Raw genomic sequence first — 21055 nt, 5'->3', positions numbered from 1 at the left:
CAGTAGGCTGGACGGCATGACTGAACTACTGCCCGTGGCCGTACTGGGCGCCAGGGGGCGCATGGGATCCGAGGCCGTCCGGGCCGTCGACGCAGCCGCCGACCTCGACCTCGTGGCGGCGCTCGGCAGCAGCGACCCGCTCGAGACCCTCGTGTCCGCCGGGGCCCGCGTGGTCGTGGACCTGACCGTCCCGGACGCCACCTTCGACAACGTGGCCTTCGCCGTGGAGCACGGCATGCACGCCGTCGTCGGCACCACCGGCTGGACTCCGCAGCGCCTCGACCGGCTGGGGGAGCTCCTGGCCGCCGGCCCCGGCACCGGAGTGCTGATCGCCCCCAACTTCGCGCTCGGCTCGGTCCTCGCCACAGCCTTCGCCGCCAGCGCGGCACGTTACTTCGAATCGGTCGAGATCATCGAACTGCACCATCCGGACAAGGTGGACGCGCCGTCCGGCACCGCCGTCCGGACCGCTGAGCTCGTCGCCGCGGCCCGTGCCGCGGCCGGCGTCTCCGCGGCGCCGGATGCGACCCGGGACCAGCTCGACGGCGCCAGGGGGGCGAGCGTCGACGGCGTCCCCGTCCACTCGGTGCGCCTCCGCGGACTCACGGCCCACCAGGAGGTCCTGTTCGGGAGCCCGGGGGAGCAGCTCACCATCCGGCACGATTCCTTCGACCGGGCCTCCTTCATGCCCGGCGTGCTCCTCGGGATCCGCTCGGTGGCCCGGTATCCCGGCCTGACGGTGGGACTGGACGGCTACCTGGACCTGCCGGGAACCGGCCGATGAGGACGGCGGCCGGGTTCTACCGGGAGCACAAGGTCAAGCTCGGCGTCCTGCTCGTCACGGCGCTCCTCGTCTTCTGGCTCGTCGTGTCCTTCCAGCGCAGTTTCCTGCTGCTCGGTGCGCCTGAACCCCTGGCCAAGGCGATCGGGGCCGGCTACCTGCTCCTGCCGTGCATCGGGGCCTGGGCGCTCATCCGCGAACTCCTCTTCGGAGCGCAGACGCAGCGGATGGCCCGGCAGCTGGAGAGCGAGGGCGGGCTGCCCGTCGACGACCTGCCGAGGACGCCCTCGGGCCGCATCGTGCGGTCCGCGGCGGACGAGGCCTTTCCCGCATACCAGGCCGAGACGGAGGCCGACCCCGACAACTGGCGCAACTGGTTCCGGCTCTCGTACGCCTACGACGCCGCCGGGGACCGCAAGCGCGCCCGGCAGGCGATGCGGGACGCCGGAAAGCTGTACCGGCAGGGCCCCGCGGGCACGTCCGGCTGAGCGTCCCCCGGGTCAGCGCCGCGCGTCGGCCCGGCCGGCGCGGTCGGGCACGCGGTCGGGCACGCGGTCGGGCACGCGGCCGGGTCAGCGCCGCACGTCGGTGCGCCCGGCGCGGGCCGCCGTGCCGGCGCCGGAGGTGATCAGCTCGAGCGGTCCGCGCGAGCCCACGCGCTGGAACAGGATGCCGATCGCCACCGCTCCCACCACCTGCAGCCAGAAGAGCTGCATCGGATCGGGCAAAGGGTCCAGCTGGTCCGCCCAGCTCATGATGCACACGTGCAGGCTGTAGAGCGTCAGGGTCATCGCCCCGGGCGCCGACAGGGGCAGGAGCGCCGCGGGGAACCGCCGCGTCAGCAGCAGGCACAGGCCGACGACGGCTGCCGCGGAACCGGCCACATGCACCAGGTCGAGGGTGCTTCCGGAGTGGGGGGCGCTGACGGCCAGCCACCACCAGGACCCGGACTGGTCGACGCCCGCCAGCCCGACGTCGAGCATGGCCTCCAGCGGATAGCGGCTGCCGTCGGGAGTCTGCAGGAGCGCCGCGAGGCCGCCGCCGGGCCCGAGGAGCTGGGCGCTGAAGAGTTTGGCCCCGATCGCAGCGGAGGCCCCTGCGCCGAGGAGCGCCAGCTGCATACCGAGGCGCGACAGGTCGAGCCGCCCGATTCCCATCCCCACCAGGAGGAAACCGAGCCACTGCAGCACCGGGTAGTAGCCGGTCAGGAAGATGTCCGCGGCGAGCGTCCCCGGCTCGAGGAAGTGCTCGAAGATCGGATTCGCGCCGAGCGACGGCGGGTCCACGGCGGCGGCCACGACCGGGCGCAGCAGGTAGGCCGCGACGGGGGCCAGCAGCAGCCAGCCCGCCGCGCAGGCCGCGAGCGCCCGGAGCCTGAGCCCGGTGAACGGCAGGGCCACCAGGAACAGCACGCCGTAGTGGAAGAGGATGATGGCGATGTTCGTCTCGACGCCGCCGAGGACGAGCCCGATCAGTGCGATGACCAGCGCGCGGACGGCGATGCCGCGGCGGTCGGCGGACAGCGTCCGGTCCCGGTGCGGGGCGTGCCCGCCCGTCAGCAGGGCGAGGCCGATGCCGGCGACGACGGCGAACAGGCCCGACGCGCGGCCGGAGAAGACCAGGGCCGTCCAGGTGGCCTCTGTGGTGCCCGGGGTGTAGAGCGGGAGGACGTGCGTGCTCATCATCCCGAAGAGCGCCACGCCACGGGCCGCGTCGATCCCGGTCAGCCGCCGGGAGGGCTTGGTGTGCATCCGGTCATCGTCCCACAGGCACCTTTGCCCCTCCTGTGGAACCTCCCGCGCCGGTCCCACCGGGTACTGCCCGACCGGGTAACGTTTTACCCATGGTTGAAACCCCCTCGCGCACTCTCCCGTTCGGCTCGCTCGTGACCGCCATGGTCACCCCGTTCACGGCCGACGGCTCCGTGGACTTCGATGCCACCGCCGCCCTCGCCGCACGGCTCGTCGACGACGGCTGCGACGGCCTGGTCGTCTCGGGCACCACGGGGGAGACCTCCACGCTGGAGGATTCCGAGAAGGAGGACCTCTACCGCGTGGTCGCGGAGACCGTGGGGGACAGGGCCCGCGTCATCGCCGGGACGGGGACGAACCACACCTCGCACTCGGTGGAGATGGCGCGGCGCGCCGAGCGGGCCGGCGCCCACGCGCAGCTCGTTGTGACGCCCTATTACAACAAGCCGACCCAGGCGGGTGTGCTCGCCCATTTCTCCGCCGTCGCCGAGGCCAGCGACCTGCCGATCATGATCTACGACATCCCCGGCCGGTCCGCGATCCCCATCACCACCGAGACGATGTTCCGCCTCGCCGAGCACCCCCGGATCGGAGCCCTGAAGGATGCGAAGGCCGACTTCGCAGCCGTGACACGGGTCCTCGCGAGCACCGACCTCGACGTCTACTCGGGCGACGACGGGCTCACACTGCCCTGGATGGCGGCAGGCGCCGTCGGCGTCGTCAGCGTCAGTGCCCACGTCGCGACCGCCGCGTTCCGCCGCCTGGTCGACGCCGCGGCGGCGGGGGACTTCGACGAGGCACGGCGTGTCCACTTCGAGCTCGACCCGGTGATCCGGGCCGTCATGACGCACCTCCCCGGCGCCGTGTCCGCGAAGCACATCCTGCACCTCCAGGGCGCCATCCCGAACGCCGCCGTGCGCCTGCCCCTCGTCGAGCCCGACGAGCGCGAACTGGCACCCGTCCTCGCCGACCTGGCCGAGACCGGCTTGGACCTCGACGCGCTCCGCGGCGGCGAGGGCGTCCGGGCATGAGCGACGCGGCCGGCGTCGGACCGGCGCTCCGGGCCCTGCCGCCGGCCCTCGAACCGGGAACCCTGCGCATCGTGCCGCTGGGCGGGCTCGGGGAGATCGGCCGCAACATGGCGGTCTTCGAGATCTCCGGCAAGCTCCTCATCGTCGACTGCGGCGTCCTGTTCCCCGAGGAGACCCAGCCCGGCGTCGATCTGATCCTGCCCGACTTCTCCTACATCGAGGACAGGCTCGACGACGTCGTCGGGCTGGTCCTCACGCACGGCCACGAGGACCACATCGGGGCGGTCCCGTACCTGCTGCGCCTCAAGGGCGACATCCCCATCATCGGGTCACAGCTGACGCTCGCGCTCATCGAGGCGAAGCTGCAGGAGCACCGTATCCGCCCGTACACCCTCACGGTGTCGGAGGGGCAGATCGAGCAGTTCGGGCCCTTCGAGTGCGAATTCGTCGCGGTCAACCACTCCATCCCCGACGCCCTCGCGGTGTTCATCCGCACCGAGGCGGGCAACGTCCTGCACACGGGCGACTTCAAGATGGACCAGGTCCCGCTCGACGGGCGCATCACCGACCTGCGCGCCTTCGCCCGCCTCGGCGAGGAGGGCGTCGACCTGTTCATGGTGGACTCGACCAACGCCGACGTCCCGGGATTCACCACGTCGGAGCGCGAGATCGGCCCCGTCCTCGAGAACCTGTTCGGGCAGGTCCGCAAGCGCATCATCGTCGCGTCCTTCTCGTCCCACGTCCACCGCGTGCAGCAGGTGCTCGACGCCGCGCACGCCCACGGGCGCTTCGTCTGCTTCGCCGGGCGGTCCATGGTGCGCAACATGGCGATCGCGGCCCGGCTCGGCTACCTGAAGGTGCCCGACGGCATCCTCGTGGACATCAAGAACGTGGACGACCTGCCCGACGAGCGCGTGGTCCTCATGTCGACCGGCTCGCAGGGCGAGCCCATGGCGGCGCTCTCCCGCATGGCCAACGGCGACCACCGCATCACCGTGGGCAAGGGCGACACCGTGATCCTCGCGTCGTCGCTCATCCCCGGCAACGAGAACGCCGTCTTCCGTGTCATCAACGGGCTCCTGAAGCTCGGCGCCGACGTGATCCACAAGGGCAACGCGAAGGTGCACGTATCCGGCCACGCCGCAGCCGGCGAGCTCCTCTACTGCTACAACATCCTGAAGCCGAAGAACGTCATGCCGGTGCACGGCGAGACACGGCACCTCATCGCCAACGGCAGGCTGGCGCAGCAGACCGGCGTCCCGGCCTCGAACGTGCTGCTCACCGACGACGGCTCGGTCATCGACCTCGTGGACGGCGAAGCCCGCGTTGTGGGCGCCGTCGAGTGCGGGTACGTGTACGTGGACGGATCGAGCGTCGGCGAGATCACGGACGCCGACCTCAAGGACCGCCGGATCCTCGGCGAGGAGGGCTTCATCTCGATCATCACCGTCGTCAACCGCACCACCGGGAAGATCGTGTCCGGACCGGACATCCACGCGCGCGGTTTCGCGGAGGACGACTCCGTGTTCGACGAGATCAAGCCGAAGATCAACGAGGCCCTCGAAGAAGCCGTCATGAACAACAAGGACCACACCACCTACCAGCTGCAGCAGGTAGTACGCCGCGTCGTCGGCACCTGGGTGAACCGACGCCACCGCCGGCGGCCGATGATCATCCCCGTCGTCCTCGAGGCCTGACCCGCGCTTCCACGCCCCCGGGCCTCACTGGCCGTGCCTGCCCCTGACGGGTGCTGCAGCGCGCGGGAATTCGAGGTTTCGGGGGCTTCGTCGGGTACCGTGAGGACCATGGCCACTCGAACGTCCCCTGCCCCGCGGGGCCAGCACCAGACCCGCAGCAAGGGAGCGTCCGCCGCTGCAGGACCCTCCCGGAGCAAGGCCCCGGCGAAGGGGACCGCGCGGACCGCGGCGAAGACCCGTCCGGCCCCCACCCCGCCGGAACCGGAGCAGGAAGACCGCCTCGCCCTTCCGCTGAGGGCCGTCCGGGCCGTCTGGATGAGCATGGCGCACGTCGTCGGTTCCGGCGTCCGCACCTTCGGGCACGACGTCAACCCGGAGCGCGAGCTCCGCCGGGACGGCTCCGGTTTCTTCCTCCTCCTGCTCGCCCTGGCCGTCGCGGCCGTCGAGTGGTGGGCGCTGACCGGCATCGCCGCCGACATCGTCCACGCCGCCGCCGGTGGGACCTTCGGCTGGATGGCCCTGCTCGTCCCCTTCCTGCTCGGTATCGGCGCCGTCCGGCTGTTCCGGTACCCGGAGCGCCACCGGGCCAACAACCGGGTCGCCATCGGACTGCTCGTGATCCTCTTCGCCGGTTCCGGCATCGCGCACCTCGTGGGCGGCCGGCCGGGCCTCGCGGACGGGCTGGACGCGCTGTGGCGTGCGGGCGGCGTTGCGGGCTTCCTCGTCGCAGGTCCGCTCAGCAGCGTCCTCACGCCCTGGCCGGTCGGGGTCCTGCTGGCGACGGCGATCTTCCTCGGGCTCCTGATCGTCACGGCCACGCCCTTCCGCCACATCCCGGGCCGCCTCCGCACCCTCTACGAGCACCTCATGGGCCAGGACCCGGACGGCGCCGGGCACCGCCGCGACGACGGCCACGACCAGAGCTACCTCTACGAGACGCACGGCGCCACCGCCAAGCCCGCACCGAAGAAGCGCAAGCGCCTCTTCGGCAAGGACAAGCAGGACGCCCCCTTCGACGCCGAGCAGGACGCCGGGCACGACGCCGACTGGGACGGCTACGTCGGCGACGAGGCGTTCGAGCGCGCGGTCATCGAGGACGAGGAACGCCGCGCCCGCGAGGCGGAGGCGGCCGTCCCGCCGGGCGTCCGTCGGCCCACCAAGCAGGAGCTCGCCGCCGAGGAACTCAAGCGGTCGCAGGCCGCGCGCCCGCCCGTGCCCGAGGCGCCGGAGCGTGCTCCGGAGGGCGCCACCGAGGCCATCGACGTCGTCCCCGCGGCGAAGGCGCTGATCGTCCCCTCCACGCCCGTGCAGCCGCAGGTCCCGCCCACGCCGATCCCGCAGCGCACGGAGCAGCTGCAGCTCGCCGGCGACGTCGCCTACACGCTGCCGCCGTCGGACTACCTGCCCGCCGGCACTCCGCCGAAGGAGCGGTCGGAGGCCAACGACGCCGTCGTCGCCGCTCTGACGCACACGCTCGACCAGTTCAATGTCGACGCCAAGGTCACCGGGTTCTCCCGCGGCCCCACGGTGACGCGCTACGAGATCGAGCTGGCCCCCGGCACCAAGGTGGAGCGGGTCACCGCCCTGTCGAAGAACATCTCCTACGCCGTGGCGAGCTCGGACGTGCGCATCCTGTCACCCATCCCGGGCAAGTCGGCCATCGGCATCGAGATCCCCAACACGGACCGCGAGACCGTCTCCCTCGGGGACGTGCTGCGCTCCGGCAATGCCCGCAAGACCGACCACCCGATGGTGATGGGCGTGGGCAAGGACGTCGAGGGCGGGTTCGTCGTCGCCAACCTCGCCAAGATGCCGCACCTGCTCGTCGCGGGTGCCACGGGCGCCGGCAAGTCCTCGTTCGTCAACTCGATGATCACGTCCATCCTGATGCGCTCCACGCCCGACGAGGTGCGCATGGTCATGGTGGACCCCAAGCGCGTGGAGCTCACCGCGTACGAGGGCGTCCCGCACCTCATCACGCCGATCATCACGAACCCCAAGAAGGCCGCGGAGGCGCTGCAGTGGGTCGTCCGCGAGATGGACACGCGCTACGACGACCTCGCGAACTACGGCTACAAGCACATCGACGACTTCAACAAGGCGGTCCGTAACGGCAAGGTCGTCCCACCGGAGGGGTCCAAGCGGGTCGTGCGGCCCTATCCCTACCTGCTGGTCATCGTGGACGAGCTCGCCGACCTGATGATGGTCGCGCCGCGCGACGTCGAGGACTCGATCGTGAGGATCACGCAGCTGGCACGTGCCGCCGGCATCCACCTGGTGCTCGCGACGCAGCGGCCGTCGGTCGACGTCGTCACCGGTCTGATCAAGGCGAACGTCCCGTCGCGCATGGCGTTCGCGACGTCGTCCGTCACGGACTCCCGTGTGGTCCTCGACCAGCCGGGCGCGGAGAAGCTGATCGGCCAGGGAGACGCCCTCTTCCTGCCGATGGGTGCCTCGAAGCCCATACGCGTCCAGGGTGCCTGGGTCACGGAATCCGAGATCCACCGCGTCGTCGAACACGTGAAGGGCCAGCTGCAGGCCGTGTACCGCGAGGACGTCGCGGTCGATGCGCCGAAGAAGCAGATCGACGACGACATCGGGGACGACCTCGACGTGCTGCTGCAGGCGACGGAACTCGTGGTCACCACCCAGTTCGGGTCCACCTCGATGCTCCAGCGCAAGCTCAGGGTCGGCTTCGCCAAGGCCGGACGGCTCATGGACCTCCTCGAGTCACGCGGCGTCGTCGGCCCCTCGGAGGGATCGAAGGCCCGCGACGTGCTCGTCAAGCCCGACGACCTCGCACCGGTCCTGGCGGCCATGCGCGGCGACGAGCCTGCGCCCGCGCCCCGTGCAGCCTCCGAGCCGATCGACCTCGTCGCCGACGACCTCGCCTCCCGGGCGCAGGCCGTGGACTACTACGACGGCGCAGACGGCTCGGACGGCGGCGATGACGGTGACAACGACGCGTGGAACCTCACCGGCAGGTAGCCTGACATCGTGAGTACCTCCCCGAGCCCGGCGGTGCCGGTCCTGAACATCGCGAACGTCCTCACCGTCGTGCGCATCCTGCTGGTCCCGTTCTTCATCTGGTTCCTCCTGCTCGACGACGGGCAGGCCGGGCTGTTCCGCTGGCTCGCGGTCGGCACCTTCGTCGTGGCCATCTACACCGACAAGCTGGACGGCGACCTGGCGCGCAGCAGGGGCCTCATCACGGACTTCGGCAAGATCGCCGATCCGATCGCCGACAAGCTGCTCATCGGATCCGCCCTGGTGCTCCTGTCGATCCTGGGCGAGCTGTGGTGGTGGGTCACCGTCGTGATCCTCGTCCGGGAGCTCGGCATCACGGTGCTGCGCTTCGCGGTCATCCGGTACGGCGTCATGCCGGCCTCCCGCGGCGGCAAGCTCAAGACCGTCGTCCAGACTGCGGCCATCCTGCTGTTCCTCATCCCGCTGCAGGCCATCGCAGGAGCCTGGGCCTGGTGGCTCGCCGCAGCGGTCATGGCGCTGGCGGTCGTCATCACGGTGGTGACGGGCGTCGACTACGTGCTCCAGGCGATCCGCCTCCGGGCGGCGGGCCGCCGGTGAGCGGCGCCGCGTCCGAGGTGGTCGCACTGGCCGCGCACCTGGGCGTCACCGTGGCGACCGCCGAGTCCCTGACGGCCGGCCTGGTCGCCTCCTCGATCGCGGGGGTGCCCGGCGCCTCGGCCGTCCTGCAGGGAGGTCTGGTCGCCTATCAGCTGGAGGTCAAGCAGAAACTCCTGGGCGTCGACGCGGACCTCCTCGCGGCGGCGGGCGCCGTGGATCCGCGGGTCGCTGCCGCGATGGCCGACGGCGCGCGGGCCGCGTTCTCCGCCGATATCGGCCTCGCGACGACCGGCGTCGCGGGTCCCGCACCCCATGGGGGCAAGCCCGTGGGCACCGTCTTCACGGCGATTTCGTCCTCCGCGGGCACGCAGACCTTCGAACACCACTTCCCCGGCGACCGCGAAAGCATCCGGGCAGCCTCCTGCGACGCGGTGCTTACCGAGCTTCTGGGGACTTTGTCCAAGGGAACAAACAGTGGCCGGGGGTAGTTATAAACACTGTCAGCCGTTGATAGGGTTGGCGACTTAGGCTCAAGCAGATCGGGCAGGTCATCATCACGGGGCACTCGTCGATCCTGGCGGTGCCGCATTCATGAGGGAGCAAGGCGATACAGATGGTAAAGCAACCCGTATCCGTAAACGGCGTTGTCCGTTGGCGTGATGTGGGGTTGGCGGATGATGCACAACGCAAGCCTAAGGAGCGCAAGATGGTAGTTCTTCGCCATGAGATCGGCGACGTCCTCCGTGACGTCCGCCAGCGCCAGGGCCGCACCCTGCGCGAGGTATCGCACAGTGCGAGGGTCTCCCTCGGATACCTCAGCGAGGTCGAGCGTGGACAGAAGGAAGCATCGTCTGAACTCCTCTCATCAATCTGCAGTGCACTCGAGGTGCCGCTCTCCTCGATGCTGCGGGAAGTCAGCGACCGCCTGGCAGAAGCAGAAGGCGTGTCGATCCCGGACACCATCCCCCAGGAGTTCTCCCGTGAGTTCGGGGAGGATCTCACCGACGATCTGAACGACGATTTCCGTCGGGGACTCGCGGCAACGAACCGCTAGTCGCCTGTGACAAGGAAGGCCCGTCCCCTCAGGGACGGGCCTTCCTGCCGTCTCCTACCAGTTGTCCTTGGTGTAGGTGTTGTTCAGCTGGGCGATCAGCGTGCCGAGACGGGTCAGGTCCTCCACGTCCCAGTCCTCCATGAGCTGGTGGAACGCCTGCTTGCGGGCAGTCTGGGCGGCCACGAGCTGACGCGTGCCGGCGTCGGTGAGGGATATGGACTGGGCGCGGCCGTCCAGCGGATCGGCCTCCTTCTGCACGAGCCCGAGCTGTTCCAGCATCGCGATCTGGCGGCTGACCGAGGGCTTGCCGACGCCCACGCTCGCCGCGATGTCCGTGAGGCGCATGGAGCCCTCGCGCTGAAGGATCACGAGGAGCCCGTAGGCGGCGGGCTCCATGTCCGGGTGCACGCGGCGGGCCACCTTGTAGGAGTTCGACCTGGCGCGACGCCACAGCATGCTCAGTTGCTGTTCGAGGGCCTCGATGGCCGCGTCGGTGTCGGCATCTTCCCCGGGGTAGGCTGCTAGGCCCGGGCCGGGGTGGGTGGTGCTCGGCTTCGCGTTCATGGGCCAATTGTAGGGTTCCGGGGTGGGAGTGGCACCATGTGAGGCGGTCCGATCCGGAGGAAGGACCCGCGGTGCTTCCCGGAGCGTGCCGGACCCGGTCTGCCGTGCGTGCCGCCGGGCCAGCACGCATGGTGGAGAGTCGACCGGTGGTCGTGCGGACTGCGGCCGTACGGCCCCATACACGAGAGCAGGGAACGGTAGATGCGGCTGAGCGATTTCTGGCGATTGATGGACGACGAGTTCGGCGAGCGGTACTCGCGGACCCTCGCCCGGGACCTGGTGGTGGATCGACTGGGCGACAGGACGGCCTCCGAGGCGCTGGGCGCCGGGGTCGATCCGAAGGCGGTCTGGGAGGCTGTGTGCCGGGCGCAGGACGTGCCGCGCGAGCGGTGGCTGGGACGCGACGTGAAGCCCCGCTGAGGCGGGTGGCAGCCTCCGGGCGGACACGCTGATCCCGTCGAATAATCGAATACCTGTTCGGACCGCGATATGATGGAGGTGGAGGCGGCGCCCTCTTGTGCACACAGCGGCGGCCCCACCTCAAACTGTCGGCGCAGGCTACTACAGTCGAATCGAACACTTAAACAGGCCGGTTGGCCATGAATAACCGAGGTGAAGAATGGCCGCTCCAGACCGCGAGAAAGCCCTAGAAGCTGCTCTCGCCCAGATCGACAAGCAGTACGGCAAGGGTTCCGTCATGCGTCTCGGTGATCAGACCAGGGCGCCCATCGAAACCATCTCCACGAGTTCCATCGCCCTGGATGCCGCACTCGGCATCGGCGGTCTTCCGCGCGGCAGGATCGTCGAGATCTACGGGCCGGAATCCTCCGGTAAGACCACCGTGGCCCTGCACGCCGTCGCGAGCGCACAGCGCAACGGAGGCATTGCAGCCTTCATCGACGCCGAGCACGCCCTGGATCCCGAGTACGCGAAGAAGCTCGGCGTGGACACCGACGCGCTCCTCGTGTCGCAGCCGGATACGGGTGAGCAGGCGCTCGAGATCATGGACATGCTGATCGGCTCCGGCTCGATCGACATCGTCGTCATCGACTCCGTGGCCGCGCTCGTGCCCCGTGCCGAGATCGAGGGCGAGATGGGCGACAGCCACGTCGGCCTCCAGGCCCGCCTGATGAGCCAGGCCCTCCGGAAGATCACCGGCCGCCTGAGCCAGACCAAGACCACCGCGATCTTCATCAACCAGCTGCGCGAGAAGATCGGTGTCTTCTTCGGAAGCCCCGAGACCACCACGGGTGGAAAGGCGCTGAAGTTCTACGCATCGGTCCGTATCGATGTGCGCCGCATCGAGACCCTGAAGGAAGGCGTGAACCCGGTGGGTAACCGGACCCGCGCCAAGATCGTCAAGAACAAGATGGCTCCGCCCTTCAAGCAGGCCGAGTTCGACATCCTGTACGGCCATGGCATCTCCCGCGAGGGCGGCCTGATCGACGTCGGGGTGGAGAACGGACTGGTGAAGAAGTCCGGTGCCTGGTTCACGTACGACGGCGACCAGCTCGGGCAGGGCAAGGAGAACGCCCGGAAGTTCCTCATCGACAATCCCGATCTGGCCGATGAGCTCGAGCAGAAGATCCGGGTCAAGCTGGGCATCGGAGTGCAGGTCGAAGAAGAGCCTGACGCTCCCAAGCTCAAGGCCGTCAGCGGCGAGTAGGTCGCATGCCAACGGACGCCGGGTCCGAGCCGGTCGACTGGGGGACCTCGTTCGGCCGGTTCGACTCTGGCAGCTCGGCTGACGCCGAAGGGGCTGCCCGCCGGCCTGCGGCCAAGCGACAAGGGCTGACGCGGTCTGCCTCGCTCGGTGCCCCGAGTTCCGGTGCGCGCAGCGCGGGCGGAGCAGGATGGGGCGCTCCGGGCCATCGCCGGCGATCGTCGGGGCGTCCCCCTGCCGATGATCCGTTCGGTCCCGTCGTCGGCTCGTCCGCCGACAGCTCTGGGGACAACTCTGCCCATGACTCTGCCGGCGGCGGTTCTGCCGACGAGGAGGCGCTGCGCGGCGCCCGCCGCGCCCGCGGTGCCTCGCGCAGCAGGTCGGCACGCGGAGGATCGGCGGGTGGTCGGCCGGCGCGCGGATCTGCGGGTGGCGGGACAGCCGACAGTTTGGGGGAGGGCCCGGCGGGCGGAACCGAGCCGAGCAGGAGCGAGGAGGACTGGGCGTCCGAGGCGCGCTCCATCCTGCTCCGCCAGTTGGCTCTCGGCGCACGGAGCCGGCACCAGCTCGCCCGGAAGCTTGCCGACCGGGAGATCCCGGCAGCCGTGGCTGCAGCCCTCCTGGACCGGTTCGAGGAAGTCCAGTTGATCGACGACGCCGAGTTCGCCCGGATGTGGGTGCGGACCCGTACCGGTGCCAAAGCGCTCTCCCGGTCCTCGCTCCGGCGTGAGCTCGCGGACAAGGGCATCGATCCCGACCTGGCGGAAGACGCGCTGCTCCAGATCTCCGACGAGGACGAGCATGCCCAGGCGCGCGACGTCGTCCGCCGCAAGCTGCGCGGAAGCGCCGACCTCTCGGATCGTGCCGTGCGGGACAAGGAGGTGCGGCGGCTCGTCGGTGTCCTCGCACGCAAGGGGTACAGTCCGGGAACCGCCTTCTCCATCGTGAAGGGCGTTCTTGCGGAGGCCGAGGCGCAGGACTGAGCGGCCTCCGGCGATTGTGGGCCCCCACCGTGCCAGCCGTACGCTTGAGGGCGTGAGCATGACACTTCCCGTTCCCCTCGATGAGACCCCCAGCAGCGCCCCGGAGGCGCAGGACGAAGCGCAGGACGCCGTCGACCGGCGCACCTACGAGGTGCGGACCTTCGGCTGCCAGATGAACGTGCACGATTCCGAACGCATCTCGGGGCTGCTCGAGGGCGCCGGGCTCAGCAGGGTCGAGGACGGACAGGCGGACGTCGTCGTCTTCAACACCTGCGCGGTGCGCGAGAACGCCGACAACAAGCTCTACGGCAACCTCGGCATCCTGAAGGCCGTGAAGGAAGCGCGGCCCGGCATGCAGATCGCCGTCGGTGGCTGCCTGGCGCAGAAGGACCGGGAGACCATCCTGCAGAAGGCCCCCTGGGTCGATGCCGTCTTCGGCACGCACAACATCGGCGCCCTTCCCGCCCTGCTGCAGCGCGCCCGGCACAACCAGGACGCGCAGCTCGAGATCCTCGAGTCGCTCGACGTCTTCCCGTCGACGCTGCCCACCAAGCGGGAATCCGTCTACGCGGGCTGGGTGTCCATCTCGGTCGGGTGCAACAACACCTGCACCTTCTGCATCGTGCCGTCGCTGCGGGGCAAGGAGCGCGACCGCAGGCCCGGGGAGATCCTCGCCGAGATCGAGGCGCTCGTGGCCGACGGCGCCGTCGAGGTCACGCTGCTGGGACAGAACGTCAATTCCTACGGCGTCGAGTTCGGCGACCGCGGCGCGTTCGCGAAGCTGCTGCGCGCGTGCGGTTCGATCGAGGGGCTCGAGCGCGTCCGCTTCACGAGCCCGCACCCTGCCGCCTTCACGGACGACGTCATCGACGCCATGGCCGAGACGCCCAATGTCATGCCGCAGCTGCACATGCCCCTGCAGTCGGGCTCCGACCGCATCCTCAAGGCCATGCGCCGGTCCTACCGGTCGAGCCGCTTCCTCGGCATCCTGGACCGCGTCCGGGAGCGGATGCCCCACGCCGCCATCTCCACCGACATCATCGTCGGCTTCCCCGGGGAGACGGAGGAGGACTTCCAGGCCACCCTCGACGTCGTCGAGCAATCCCGCTTCGCCACCGCCTTCACCTTCCAGTACTCGAAGCGGCCCGGCACGCCCGCAGCCGAGCTGCCCGACCAGTTGCCCAAGGCCGTGGTGCAGGAACGCTTCGAGCGCCTCACCGCCCTCCAGGACCGGATCGCCCGGGAGGAGAACGCGCGCCAGGTCGGCACGCTCGTCGAGGTGCTCGTCACCGACCAGCAGGGCCGCAAGGGAGGCGAGACGCACCGCCTGACAGGCCGTGCCCGCGACCAGCGCCTGGTGCACTTCTCGGTCCCGGCGGGCGCCGACGTCCCACGCCCGGGCGACTTCGTCACGCTGCCGATCACCGAGGCGGCGTCGTTCCACCTGCTGTCCGACCCGACGACCGAGCAGTACTCCCTGCGCCGCTCACGGGCCGGCGACGCATGGGACAGGAGCCAGGCCGACTCCTGCGCCGCCCCGGCGCCGGCCGGCGGATCCCCCCGCGCCGTCTCCCTGGGCATGCCGTCCCTGCCGGTGCGGGGGAGCGCCCGTTGACCCTTCCGGTCGTCGCGGTCGTCGGTCCCACCGGATCGGGCAAGTCCGACCTCGGCGTCGCCCTGGCGCAGCGGCTCGGGGGCGAGGTGATCAACGCCGATGCACTGCAGTTCTACCGCGGCATGGACATCGGCACGGCGAAGCTTCCCGAGCATGAACGCGGGGGCATCGAGCACCACCTCCTGGACGTGCTCGACGTCACCGAGGAGGCCAGCGTCGCCGCCTACCAGGAGGACGCCCGCAGGATCATCGACGACATCCGCAGCCGCGGACGCGTTCCCGTGCTCGTCGGTGGCTCCGGGCTGTACGTCAGGGCAGCCCTGGACCGGCTGGAGTTCCCGCCTACCGACCCGGCGGTGCGGGCGCGGCTCGAAGCCGACATCGCCCGGGAGGGAAGTGCTGCCTTCCGCGAGCGGCTGCGCGCCGTGGACAGCGTGTCCGCGGAACGGATCGACGACGACCGCCGGCTGATCCGGGCCCTCGAGGTGTTCGAGGTCAGCGGACGGCCCTTCAGCGCCTTCATGCCGAAGCGCGAGTACCACCAGCCGACGGTGCAGGTCGGTCTCGGCGTCGACCGGGACGTCCTGCGGGAGAGACTCGCCGACCGCGTGCACGCCATGGTCCGTGCCGGCCTCGGGCAGGAGGTGGAGCGCCTCGCCGCAGCCGGGCTCCGGGACGGACGCACGGCGTCGCGCGCCCTCGGTTACGGCCAGTTCCTCCGGGTGCTGGACGGCTCCCTCACGGAAGCGGAGGCCATCGACGACACGATCGCCGCCACCCGCCGTTTCGCACGACGCCAGCTGACCTGGTTCCGCGGCGACCCCCGTGTCGCTTGGACCGACTGGCAGGAACCCGGCCTCGTCGAGCGGGCGGTGGGGATCGTCGAACGGCGGAGGGACCTATCCTAGGACGGTGACCGATCACCTCGCCGAAGCACCTTCCTCCGCAGCTCCGCGCCCTTCCGACTCCGCGGGCCTGACCTTCACCAAGGGCCACGGCACCGGCAACGACTTCCTCCTGACCCTGGACCCCGAGGGCGCCGCTCCCACCGACGCCTCGTTCGTCGCAGCCCTGTGCGACCGGAACCGGGGCCTCGGTGCCGACGGGTACATCCGCGCCGTCCGGTCCGCTGCGCTTCCCGAAGGCCGTGCCCTGCTGCAGACCGAACCCGAGGCGGAATGGTTCATGGACTACCGCAACGGGGACGGCTCCGTCTCGGAGATGTGCGGCAACGGCGTGAGGGTCTTCGCCCACTTCCTCCTCGCCAAGGGCGTCGCCGCACTGCCCGACGGCGGCGCACTCGCGATCGGGACCCGCGCAGGGGTCAAGCGCGTCACCCGTTCCGGGAACGGGTACGCCGTGGACATGGGTCCCTGGGAATTCATCTTCCCGGATGCCGCCGTGGCACGCGGCATGGACTCCCTCGTGGGTATCGGAGGGCTCGACGTCGACCGGCCCGCGCTGTCCATCAGCATGGGCAACCCGCACACCGTCGTGGCGCTGGCCGAGCACGCCGAACTGGAACGGACCGAGCTGTACAGGGCACCCGAGGTCCGGCCGGTTCCGCCGGCCGGCACGAACGTCGAACTGGTGGTTCCGTCCGATCCGCTGGTGGGGGACGACGGCGTCGGGCGCCTCCGGATGCGCGTGCACGAACGTGGCGTCGGCGAGACCCAGTCCTGCGGAACCGGAGCATGTGCCGCTGCCGCCGCGACGAGGTACTGGGCAGGAGAGGGCGCCCCCACGCAATGGCTGGTGAGCGTACCCGGAGGAGTCGTGGGTGTGACGTTCTTCGACGGACCCGAGGGCCGCGAGCACGTCCAGCTCAGCGGGCCGGCCGTCCTCGTGGCCGACGGCGTGCTGCTGCCGACCGGCTGACCATCCGCGCCTCAGGCGGGGCGGTGCACCTCGAGGATGCGGAACGACTTGGAGGTCTCCGCGCGACGCACGCTGAACCCCGCAGGTAGTTCCTCCCCGAGCCACCGCTGCAGGGAGTCCGCGCCGAGGTTCTTCTGCACCACGAGCCACGCCCGTCCGCCGGGAGCGAGGCGCGGCAGCCAGCGGAGCAGCAGGCCGTGCAGTTCCTGCTTGCCGATCCGGATGGGCGGGTTGGACCAGATCGTGTCGAACTCGAGTGCGGCGTCGACGTCGTCAGGCGTGCAGGCGATGACATTGCGGAGCCCGAGCCGTTCGGCATTCTCGGCCGTGAGTGCGATGCACCGCTCGTTCACGTCGACCGCATGGACCTCCGCCTCCGGGGCCTTCAGCGCCATCGTGAGGGCGATCGGTCCCCAGCCGCAGCCGATGTCAAGCATCCGGTGTCCCTCGGGGTCGGGGACGGAGCCGAGGAGAATAGCAGTCCCCTTGTCGACGCCGTCGGGACTGAAGAGCCCCGACGACGTCACGAGGTCCCGTCGCGTGCCGGCCAGGACCACGGACAGGGGCCTGCGGGTGCCCGGTCCTGCCGGCTGGGCGCTGAAATAGTGCTGTGACTCCATGGTGGAAAGCCTAGTGCCACGCCGGAACCAGTCGCGGAGGGTAGGTTTCGCGCTGGGAGAAGTGGCTGGAACGCGTCAGGCGGGCGGCCGTAGAATCGGACTACATCCATTGAGGGAGACTATGACCACGAATCACGGACACTCCACCGGGTCCGACATGGGCCGGGAGGAGATCCAAGCCGTCATCGACCGGATTCTCGCCAGCGACGAAGCTGCAGCGGCGAAGACCAAAGCGAAGGACGGAACAGCGAAATCGGAGGAGACGCCGGCGCCGGGCGGGAAGGCGTGGCGACCGCACGCCCTCGCACTGTCGGGCGACGAGGCCGGTTCCGACGCCGACGGTGACCAGCAGGACCTGGCCGAGCGGAACGCGCGTCGGCGGGTGGCGGGACTGTCCACCGAGCTCGAGGACGTCACGGAGGTCGAGTACCGGCAGCTGCGGCTGGAGCGGGTCGTCCTCGCCGGACTGTGGAGCGAAGGCACCGCGCAGGACGCGGAGAACTCGTTGCAGGAACTTGCCGCACTCGCCGAGACCGCAGGTTCCGAGGTGCTCGACGGCATCGTCCAGCGACGCCTGAAGCCGGACCCCGCCACGTTCCTCGGCTCGGGCAAGGCCCAGGAGCTGAAGGAGATCGTGCACGCGACCGGAGCGGACACGGTGATCGTGGACAGCGAGCTCTCGCCCTCGCAGCGCCGCGGCCTGGAGGACATCGTCAAGGTCAAGGTCATCGACCGCACGGCACTGATCCTGGACATCTTCGCCCAGCACGCCAAGAGCCGGGAAGGCAAGGCACAGGTGGAGCTCGCGCAGCTCGAGTACCTTCTGCCGCGTCTTCGTGGCTGGGGCGAGTCGATGTCCCGCCAGGCGGGTGGCCAGGTCGGTAGCGCAAGCGCCGGCATGGGCTCCCGTGGCCCCGGTGAGACGAAGATCGAACTCGATCGACGGAAGATCCGGACCCGTATGGCGAAGCTGCGCCGGGAGATCGCCGGGATGAAGCCCGCACGCGAGACGAAGCGCTCCAACCGCCGTCGGAACCAGGTGCCCTCGGTGGCGATCGCGGGCTACACGAACGCCGGCAAGTCGTCACTGCTGAACCGGCTGACCGACGCCGGCGTCCTGGTCGAGAATGCGCTCTTCGCGACACTGGATCCGACCATCCGCAGGGCCGAGACCCCGGACGGGATCGGCTACACGCTGGCCGACACCGTCGGGTTCGTCCGGTCGCTGCCGACACAGCTGGTCGAGGCCTTCCGCTCGACCCTCGAGGAAGTGGCGGATGCCGACCTGATCCTTCACGTCGTCGACGCCTCGCACCCGGACCCGGAGGGGCAGATCGCCGCGGTGCGTGCCGTCCTGACCGAGGTGGATGCGCGCAAGGTGCCCGAGATCATCGTGCTGAACAAGGCCGATGCGGCCGATCCGTTCGTCATCGAGCGGCTCCGGCAGCGTGAGCCCCGGTCCGTGGTCGTGTCCGCCCGTACGGGAGCTGGACTGACGGAGCTCCAGCAGCTCATCAGTACCAGCATCCCGCGTCCGGCCGTGAAGCTGGAGCTGCTGGTGCCCTACGAGCGGGGCGAGGTCGTAAGCCGCCTCCACGAGGAGGACGTCGAGATCCTCAGTACCGAACACGTCGACGAGGGCACCCGCCTCGAAGTGATGGTCCGGGAAGGCCTGGCCGCCGAGCTGGAGCAGTTCGTCCGGCATGAGTGACAACGCGCCGTCCGGTGCTGCCGTCGCAGCGCCGGATGCGCCGCGACCCTCCGCCGAAGCACGGCAGGCCCTCGACCTGCTCGATGCCGCCGTCGGGTCCATGGGCGGAGAGATGCGTGCCGGCCAGCACGAAATGGTGCGGCAGGTGAGCGAGGCCATCCGGACGGGAGACCATCTGCTCGTCCAGGCCGGCACCGGTACCGGCAAGTCACTGGCGTACCTGGTGCCGCTGATCGCCCATGCGATGGACAGCGAGCGCCCGTCGGTCGTCTCGACCGCAACGCTCGCCCTGCAGGCGCAGATCGTCGGCCGGGACCTCCCGAGGCTCCTGGACGCCGTGCGGCCTGCCCTCGAACGTCCGGTCGACGTCGCGCTGCTCAAGGGCCGCTCCAACTACGTGTGCCTGCACAAGACGGGCGGAGGCTTCCCCGAGGAGGACGCCCCCGGTACGCTCTTCAGCCTCGGCGAGGACGCGGCACCGCATCCCTCGCCCGCGGGCGGAGGCGGCGCCCCGGCATCGGCGCTCGGCAAGGAGGTCGTCCGGCTCCGCGAATGGGCTGAGGAGACGACGACGGGGGACCGCGACGACCTGGTGCCCGGCGTCAGCGACCGCGCGTGGCGGCAGGTCTCCGTCTCCAGCATGGAGTGCCTCGGTGCCGCGCGCTGCCCGGTGGCGCAGGAGTGCTTCAGCGAGAAGGCACGCGCGGCCGCAGCCGACGCCGACATCATCATCACGAACCATGCGATGCTCGCGATCAGCGCCTTCGAGGGGCTCGCCGTCCTGCCCGAATACGACGTCGTGGTCATCGACGAGGCGCACGAGCTGCACGACCGGGTGACCGGGGCCGTCTCCGGACAGCTCTCGGCCTCCATGGTCACGGCGGCCGCGACCGCGCTCCGCCGCCACGCATCCATCGGCACCGCATCGCTCGATACCGCTGCCGACGCCTTCGAGGCCGCGTCCGAGCTCCTCCCCTCCGGGCTGCTGCCCGGCGGCCTGCCGGAGGACCTCGAGCAGGCCCTGGCACAGGTGCGGGACGCGGCACGCGCCGCACTCTCCGACACGAAGACGGACGGCAAATCCGAGGCCGACGCCGACGGCGGCCGGCAGGTCGCCCGCTCCCGGACGACGCTGGTCTTCGAGCTCGCGGAGCGGATCCTCGCCGCCGCCGATCTCAACGAGGTCGTGTGGGCCTCGCGCCCGAGCACGTTCACACCGGGCTCCGGGTACGCCCAGCCGGACGAGAGCGCGCCCGCGACACTGAACGTGGCCCCGCTGTCCGTCGCGGGCAGGTTGCGCGAGGGACTGTTCGAGGACCACACCGTGATCCTCACGTCGGCGACCCTCGCGATCGGCTCCGAGTTCGGGCCCGTCGCGGGATCCCTGGGGTTGAGCGGACCCGGCGCCCCCGCCTGGACCGGGGTCGACGTCGGCAGTCCGTTCGACTATCCGCGCCAGGGTGTCCTCTACGTGGCGAAGGATCTCCCCAAGCCAGAACGAGGCACCTCGGACGCGCAACTGGAGGAACTCCTGACGCTCCTCACGGCGTCGCGCGGGGGAGCGCTCGGTCTCTTCTCCTCCAAACGGGCTGCCGAGGAAGCGGCGGAGGCCCTGCGGCCCAAGGTCGACTTCGAGATCCTGTGCCAGGGCGAGTCCTCGCTCAACGCCCTCGTGACGCAGTTCGCCGACGAACCGGACACCTGCCTGTTCGGGACGATGTCCCTGTGGCAGGGCGTCGACGTGCCGGGCTCGTCGTGCCGTCTGGTCGTCATCGACCGCATCCCGTTCCCGCGCCCGGACGATCCGCTCATGACGGCCCGGACGAGGGCCGTGGCGCGCAGTGGAGGCAACGGCTTCATGAGCGTGTCCGCCACGCATGCGGCGGTACGGCTGGCACAGGGCGCAGGACGCCTGATCCGCGCGACGGGCGACCGCGGCGTCGTCGCCGTCCTCGACAGTCGCCTCGCCACCGCCCGCTACGGCGGCTTCCTCAGGGCGGCACTGCCGCCCTTCTGGGCTACGACGGACCGGACGACGGTCACGGGCATCCTCGAGCGGCTCTCGGCCCGCTGAGAGCCGGCAGGGCCCGCACGCGTATGCCCGTCAGGGGTACGCAGGCAG

At 70.3% G+C, this 21055-nt stretch carries 19 protein-coding genes; 16 read left to right on the top strand and 3 right to left on the bottom strand.

Annotation, left to right across the window (positions count from 1 at the left end; all coding sequences use genetic code 11):
• Positions 1 to 16 precede the first annotated feature (16 nt).
• Together dapB and ACX80H_RS16375 are read left to right on the top strand one after the other, a co-directional pair.
• A complete protein-coding gene (gene dapB, locus ACX80H_RS16380) occupies positions 17 to 784 on the top strand; it encodes a 4-hydroxy-tetrahydrodipicolinate reductase (protein ID WP_459314463.1) in 768 nt (255 codons plus the stop codon).
• Complete coding sequence (locus ACX80H_RS16375) at positions 781 to 1269, top strand: hypothetical protein (RefSeq protein WP_459314462.1); 489 nt, start codon at positions 781 to 783, stop codon at positions 1267 to 1269. The genes dapB and ACX80H_RS16375 overlap by 4 nt, the downstream gene beginning before the upstream one ends.
• Positions 1270 to 1353: 84 nt before the next feature.
• Here ACX80H_RS16375 and ACX80H_RS16370 read toward each other — a convergent pair whose 3' ends face one another.
• A complete protein-coding gene (locus tag ACX80H_RS16370) occupies positions 1354 to 2532 on the bottom strand; it encodes a heparan-alpha-glucosaminide N-acetyltransferase domain-containing protein (RefSeq protein WP_459314461.1) in 1179 nt (392 codons plus the stop codon).
• 92 nt (positions 2533 to 2624) lie between these two features.
• On the opposite strand from ACX80H_RS16370, the gene dapA reads away from it, so the two are divergent.
• The 6 genes from dapA (at position 2625) to ACX80H_RS16340 (ending at position 9899) form a co-directional block, all read left to right on the top strand.
• Positions 2625 to 3563 (top strand): 4-hydroxy-tetrahydrodipicolinate synthase, encoded by a 939-nt coding sequence (dapA, locus tag ACX80H_RS16365; RefSeq protein WP_459314460.1) that lies wholly within the window; start codon positions 2625 to 2627, stop codon positions 3561 to 3563.
• Positions 3560 to 5260 carry a ribonuclease J gene (locus tag ACX80H_RS16360; RefSeq protein ID WP_459314459.1) on the top strand — a complete coding sequence of 567 codons (1701 nt, stop codon included), beginning with the start codon at positions 3560 to 3562 and terminating at the stop codon, positions 5258 to 5260. Before dapA ends, ACX80H_RS16360 begins: the two co-directional genes overlap by 4 nt.
• Positions 5261 to 5368: 108 nt before the next feature.
• Entirely contained in the window at positions 5369 to 8248 is a 2880-nt protein-coding gene (locus ACX80H_RS16355; protein WP_459314458.1) for an FtsK/SpoIIIE family DNA translocase, read from the top strand.
• A 6-nt stretch (positions 8249 to 8254) separates the two neighbouring features.
• Positions 8255 to 8845 (top strand): CDP-diacylglycerol--glycerol-3-phosphate 3-phosphatidyltransferase, encoded by a 591-nt coding sequence (gene pgsA / locus ACX80H_RS16350; RefSeq protein ID WP_459314477.1) that lies wholly within the window; start codon positions 8255 to 8257, stop codon positions 8843 to 8845.
• Positions 8842 to 9333: a CinA family protein gene (locus tag ACX80H_RS16345; RefSeq protein ID WP_459314457.1), complete on the top strand. Its 492-nt coding sequence runs from the start codon at positions 8842 to 8844 to the stop codon at positions 9331 to 9333. Before pgsA ends, ACX80H_RS16345 begins: the two co-directional genes overlap by 4 nt.
• 125 nt (positions 9334 to 9458) lie before the next feature.
• On the top strand, positions 9459 to 9899 hold the full coding sequence (locus ACX80H_RS16340; RefSeq protein WP_087072152.1) for a helix-turn-helix domain-containing protein: 441 nt from the start codon (positions 9459 to 9461) through the stop codon (positions 9897 to 9899).
• A 54-nt stretch (positions 9900 to 9953) separates the two neighbouring features.
• On the opposite strand, the gene ACX80H_RS16335 is transcribed toward ACX80H_RS16340, so the two are convergent.
• Complete coding sequence (locus ACX80H_RS16335) at positions 9954 to 10463, bottom strand: MarR family winged helix-turn-helix transcriptional regulator (protein WP_225437249.1); 510 nt, start codon at positions 10461 to 10463, stop codon at positions 9954 to 9956.
• A 201-nt stretch (positions 10464 to 10664) separates the two neighbouring features.
• On the opposite strand from ACX80H_RS16335, the gene ACX80H_RS16330 reads away from it, so the two are divergent.
• From ACX80H_RS16330 to dapF, 6 genes are all read left to right on the top strand, one after another.
• On the top strand, positions 10665 to 10883 hold the full coding sequence (locus ACX80H_RS16330) for a DUF3046 domain-containing protein (protein ID WP_087072153.1): 219 nt from the start codon (positions 10665 to 10667) through the stop codon (positions 10881 to 10883).
• Between the two features lie 199 nt (positions 10884 to 11082).
• Positions 11083 to 12129 carry a recombinase RecA gene (gene recA / locus ACX80H_RS16325; protein ID WP_301230059.1) on the top strand — a complete coding sequence of 349 codons (1047 nt, stop codon included), beginning with the start codon at positions 11083 to 11085 and terminating at the stop codon, positions 12127 to 12129.
• Positions 12130 to 12134: 5 nt separating this feature from the next.
• A complete protein-coding gene (locus ACX80H_RS16320; RefSeq protein WP_459314456.1) occupies positions 12135 to 13109 on the top strand; it encodes a regulatory protein RecX in 975 nt (324 codons plus the stop codon).
• Between the two features lie 58 nt (positions 13110 to 13167).
• Entirely contained in the window at positions 13168 to 14724 is a 1557-nt protein-coding gene (miaB, locus tag ACX80H_RS16315) for a tRNA (N6-isopentenyl adenosine(37)-C2)-methylthiotransferase MiaB (RefSeq protein ID WP_459314455.1), read from the top strand.
• Complete coding sequence (miaA, locus tag ACX80H_RS16310) at positions 14721 to 15632, top strand: tRNA (adenosine(37)-N6)-dimethylallyltransferase MiaA (RefSeq protein WP_459314454.1); 912 nt, start codon at positions 14721 to 14723, stop codon at positions 15630 to 15632. Before miaB ends, miaA begins: the two co-directional genes overlap by 4 nt.
• 4 nt (positions 15633 to 15636) lie before the next feature.
• Positions 15637 to 16602, top strand: coding sequence for a diaminopimelate epimerase (dapF, locus tag ACX80H_RS16305; RefSeq protein WP_459314453.1), 966 nt, complete (start codon positions 15637 to 15639; stop codon positions 16600 to 16602).
• 11 nt (positions 16603 to 16613) lie between these two features.
• Here the strand turns inward: dapF and ACX80H_RS16300 are convergent, their stop codons facing one another.
• Positions 16614 to 17222, bottom strand: a complete 609-nt coding sequence (locus ACX80H_RS16300) for a class I SAM-dependent methyltransferase (RefSeq protein ID WP_459314452.1) — start codon at positions 17220 to 17222, stop codon at positions 16614 to 16616.
• A 121-nt stretch (positions 17223 to 17343) separates the two neighbouring features.
• Between ACX80H_RS16300 and hflX the strand changes: the two genes are divergently transcribed.
• Positions 17344 to 18933 carry a GTPase HflX gene (hflX, locus tag ACX80H_RS16295; protein WP_459314451.1) on the top strand — a complete coding sequence of 530 codons (1590 nt, stop codon included), beginning with the start codon at positions 17344 to 17346 and terminating at the stop codon, positions 18931 to 18933.
• The gene (locus tag ACX80H_RS16290; protein ID WP_459314450.1) at positions 18926 to 21007 is read left to right on the top strand and encodes an ATP-dependent DNA helicase; all 2082 of its coding nucleotides are present in this window, start codon (positions 18926 to 18928) and stop codon (positions 21005 to 21007) included. Before hflX ends, ACX80H_RS16290 begins: the two co-directional genes overlap by 8 nt.
• Positions 21008 to 21055 lie beyond the last annotated feature (48 nt).

It is taken from the genome of Arthrobacter pasteuri, assembly GCF_054510955.1.
This window is presented reverse-complemented; position numbering and strand designations above follow the sequence as displayed.

What these genes read in the sequence shown, in the direction of transcription:
- hflX (WP_459314451.1), top strand. Translation starts at nt 17,344, where the DNA reads ATGACCACGAATCACGGACACTCCACCGGGTCCGACATGGGCCGGGAG.
- ACX80H_RS16370 (WP_459314461.1), bottom strand. Translation starts at nt 2,532, where the DNA reads ATGCACACCAAGCCCTCCCGGCGGCTGACCGGGATCGACGCGGCCCGT.
- ACX80H_RS16300 (WP_459314452.1), bottom strand. Translation starts at nt 17,222, where the DNA reads ATGGAGTCACAGCACTATTTCAGCGCCCAGCCGGCAGGACCGGGCACC.
- ACX80H_RS16330 (WP_087072153.1), top strand. Translation starts at nt 10,665, where the DNA reads ATGCGGCTGAGCGATTTCTGGCGATTGATGGACGACGAGTTCGGCGAG.
- ACX80H_RS16340 (WP_087072152.1), top strand. Translation starts at nt 9,459, where the DNA reads ATGGTAAAGCAACCCGTATCCGTAAACGGCGTTGTCCGTTGGCGTGAT.
- dapB (WP_459314463.1), top strand. Translation starts at nt 17, where the DNA reads ATGACTGAACTACTGCCCGTGGCCGTACTGGGCGCCAGGGGGCGCATG.
- ACX80H_RS16355 (WP_459314458.1), top strand. Translation starts at nt 5,369, where the DNA reads ATGGCCACTCGAACGTCCCCTGCCCCGCGGGGCCAGCACCAGACCCGC.
- ACX80H_RS16360 (WP_459314459.1), top strand. Translation starts at nt 3,560, where the DNA reads ATGAGCGACGCGGCCGGCGTCGGACCGGCGCTCCGGGCCCTGCCGCCG.
- ACX80H_RS16335 (WP_225437249.1), bottom strand. Translation starts at nt 10,463, where the DNA reads ATGAACGCGAAGCCGAGCACCACCCACCCCGGCCCGGGCCTAGCAGCC.
- dapA (WP_459314460.1), top strand. Translation starts at nt 2,625, where the DNA reads ATGGTTGAAACCCCCTCGCGCACTCTCCCGTTCGGCTCGCTCGTGACC.
- miaB (WP_459314455.1), top strand. Translation starts at nt 13,168, where the DNA reads ATGACACTTCCCGTTCCCCTCGATGAGACCCCCAGCAGCGCCCCGGAG.
- ACX80H_RS16375 (WP_459314462.1), top strand. Translation starts at nt 781, where the DNA reads ATGAGGACGGCGGCCGGGTTCTACCGGGAGCACAAGGTCAAGCTCGGC.
- recA (WP_301230059.1), top strand. Translation starts at nt 11,083, where the DNA reads ATGGCCGCTCCAGACCGCGAGAAAGCCCTAGAAGCTGCTCTCGCCCAG.
- ACX80H_RS16320 (WP_459314456.1), top strand. Translation starts at nt 12,135, where the DNA reads ATGCCAACGGACGCCGGGTCCGAGCCGGTCGACTGGGGGACCTCGTTC.
- ACX80H_RS16290 (WP_459314450.1), top strand. Translation starts at nt 18,926, where the DNA reads ATGAGTGACAACGCGCCGTCCGGTGCTGCCGTCGCAGCGCCGGATGCG.